Source organism: Novacetimonas cocois (genome assembly GCF_003311635.1).
GTDB lineage: Bacteria > Pseudomonadota > Alphaproteobacteria > Acetobacterales > Acetobacteraceae > Novacetimonas > Novacetimonas cocois.
This window is the reverse complement of the sequence record NZ_QEXL01000034.1, coordinates 3,376-6,171: the sequence shown is the minus strand read 5'-3', so window position 1 is coordinate 6,171 and position 2,796 is coordinate 3,376. Positions and strand designations below refer to the sequence as shown.

At 48.8% G+C, this 2,796-nt stretch carries 4 protein-coding genes; all 4 read right to left on the bottom strand.

Going from position 1 to position 2,796, the window contains the following annotated elements:
• Positions 1–454: 454 nt before the first annotated feature.
• The 4 genes from NJLHNGOC_RS15015 to NJLHNGOC_RS16505 all read right to left on the bottom strand — a co-directional run bounded on the left by NJLHNGOC_RS15015 (position 455) and on the right by NJLHNGOC_RS16505 (position 2,744).
• Entirely contained in the window at positions 455–1,360 is a 906-nt protein-coding gene (locus NJLHNGOC_RS15015; protein WP_025812575.1) for a replication protein RepA, read from the bottom strand.
• A 194-nt stretch (positions 1,361–1,554) separates the two neighbouring features.
• The gene (locus NJLHNGOC_RS15010; RefSeq protein WP_084296474.1) at positions 1,555–1,809 is read right to left on the bottom strand and encodes a ribbon-helix-helix domain-containing protein; all 255 of its coding nucleotides are present in this window, start codon (positions 1,807–1,809) and stop codon (positions 1,555–1,557) included.
• A gap of 29 nt (positions 1,810–1,838) precedes the next feature.
• Positions 1,839–2,489 (bottom strand): AAA family ATPase, encoded by a 651-nt coding sequence (locus tag NJLHNGOC_RS15005; RefSeq protein WP_113597067.1) that lies wholly within the window; start codon positions 2,487–2,489, stop codon positions 1,839–1,841.
• A gap of 138 nt (positions 2,490–2,627) precedes the next feature.
• Positions 2,628–2,744, bottom strand: a complete 117-nt coding sequence (locus NJLHNGOC_RS16505) for a hypothetical protein (RefSeq protein ID WP_239021568.1) — start codon at positions 2,742–2,744, stop codon at positions 2,628–2,630.
• Between the last annotated feature and the right edge of the window lie 52 nt (positions 2,745–2,796).

Sequence of the window (2,796 nt, the reverse complement as noted above, 5' to 3'; positions counted from 1 at the left end):
TCAACGAGCCTGAATCACATCCTGACACTCATATCAATGGGTCCTGAGCCTAGGGGGGTGGTGATTGCACCGTGCCTACGGGTGGTGATTGCACCGTGCCTACGGGTGGTAATTGCACCGTATTAGGGTGGTGATTGCACCGGGATAACTTTTCTGTTCACAGAGAGAGGCCTTCTCCTAGAAACAGTGACAATCTCACTATCTTTTGGAGGCTTTGAGCAGAACAAAAGGGGTGGTAATTGCACCGTGCTTTCAGTGGTGCCACAAATGCCAAAAGGGTGGTGATTGCACCGCCTTCCTCTAACATCGAAGCGGACGCAAAAGGATAGCACTTGCATTATAATTGAACCATTGATGCCGTTGCTAAAAGGGTGGTAATTGCACCGCGATCAGTCGACAGGGCCTGTGGTCAACGGGTGGTAATTGCACCGCTCATTTTAGTCAGATTTTCTGATTAAGTATCTGATCCGATGGTTTTTTGATAGGCGATGATCGTCTGCCGCGGTACGGGCGGCGGTGATGCGATCAGTCTTAGACCCGTCCGAACCTGTTCAAGCCTTGCATCTGGATAAACAGCCGCAACCTGTCGCAATGCGATCAGGAATGCCTTCTTGAAATTCTTATCGTCCGTATATTCCTGCCCAAACTGCAAACGAAGGTTGGCCCAAGTAAGCTTCTCACCAGGCCGCCGCACCCGATGAAGTCGATGGGCAAGCCATGTGTAGATGTCGAGCGCCAAAGCTGAGTGCTGCAAACCCTCAAGTGCACGAGGGTCAAGTGGGACAGCGTTTTCTTTCAATTCCTGCCAGAATTTTTCGGATAGCTCGATCGTACTATCTTTTGCGAGATTTTTGGTCCACGCATCGAATTCATCCACCGGCCGGGCATTCAAATTGCGCGACCCGTAGCCGAGCTTCATTTCACAGGCACACAAGGCATTCATCTGTGCCCGAAATGCCTCACGGGATGGACCATTCTGGCTGATGTTGAGGCGTTTCATAAATTCACTGATAGTCCGCCCGACTGCAACAATACGCGATTTTGTTCGGATCGCTTCGGTGCTAATGTGGAAAAGTGCCAATCGTGGCTTGGTTCCATACGGGACGAAGAGCTTTTCCCAATGGCCATCGTTAAACATTTCTCCCGCTGTAATAAGCAGGGATGCCTTGCCATTGTTTCGTTCAAAGCGAGTTTCTTTTGTCCGTTTACGGGGAAGACCAACCTGACAGAGCACCGTGTGCATGAACTCAATCTCATCAGGCGGAGTTGCTTGAATTTCAGCCGAAAGCTGAATGACACGTGCGGTTGTGGGAGAAAGGACCAGTTCACTCTGTTCTGATGGTGGTTTGCGTTTGCTCATTCGTCCCATCCCGCTCTGTCCCTGCTACGTTGTTCAGCATACGACCAATGACGCAAGGCCTGTTCGTCTTCTCAGCCATTTTTGTGTCATGAGCCGAGATCCCCTTTAGAGAGATATATGCACGTTCAGTGGCTCTAAAATTAACCCAATAAAGTATCATTAATATATTTTTTGAATATTCTTAAAATATCATTTTAACTTTCTTCTAATGCTTTGAAAATTGCCATACTGATAAACGCAGCTCGGCCTGTTCCCATAGCTTCAGCGCGTTCATCAACACGCCGTAACAGGTCTGGAGCAATGGTCAAACTAATCTGGCGTTTATGTCCCTTGGGCAACCCTTTGTCGTATGATGGAGGCTTTGTTTTTCCTGCATCAGGAGCTCCAGTAACGAAAGCATCTGCAGCAGATTCTACCGACGTCGGTTTAGCTTTGCGATGAATTGCCATTTAATCTACCCTTAATATGTTATGAATATTCAAATAAGATTAAAAACGGCGTTTGCAAGTGCAGAGATTTCAGCGATAGCTTTGGGGTCTCGTGGCGTCAGTTCGGAAACAGCCAGACCTGCTCCACCAGCATTACTGAACGCTTTACGGCGTCGAATTGGTATCGGCAGATAAATGAATTGCGGCACATCTTTCACTGCTGCAGCCGCCTCTGCATTATCCGTTGAATGATCTCCTGGATCAGCTTGGTTCATAACAGCTACAGCACGCAATCCATCCCGAACACTTCGTGCTTCATCAATAAGGGCAGCCATGTCGTCTAGTGCCCATACGTCATAGGAACGCGGCGCAAACGGAACCAGAAGCGTATCAGCGAGAATGAGTGCTGCGCGAAGCGCTGTAGAATCTCGGCCGCCAACATCGATGATAATATCATCCCATTTATCACGCTGCTGCTGAACTTGGGCACGTAGATTAGGGCCGTCCGGATACTGTGCACAAGCAATCCCAGGTAGCTTTCCAGCTTCAGAACGAGCTGCGATAGCAGCAGCTGCTGTACCCTGTCGATCACCATCAATCAGCCATACCTCTCTACCAGCAGTGGCACGAATTATGGCGAGTTGAACAGCTAAAGTGGTCTTCCCTACCCCTCCTTTCGTATTTCCTATTGCGATAATCACCTTTTAATCCTTTTTGAATATTCAAAACAACGTATTTTCATATCATAATATGCTTGCCTTTGTCAATCACATAAAATGTGAAATGAATATTCATTCAATCGGAATGTAGGATATTTTCCCAAACGAAATATTTCTCGTTTACCCCCACATTTTCCGTGCGATATCCTGCTCCTCGGCGCCGACGGCATCGGCGTAGATGGCGGTGGTGGAGAGCTGGGCATGACCGAGCCATTTCTGCACCATGTTGAGGGGGATGCCGCTGGAGACGGCGGCAACGCCGAAGGCATGGCGCAGGCCCTTGGGGGAC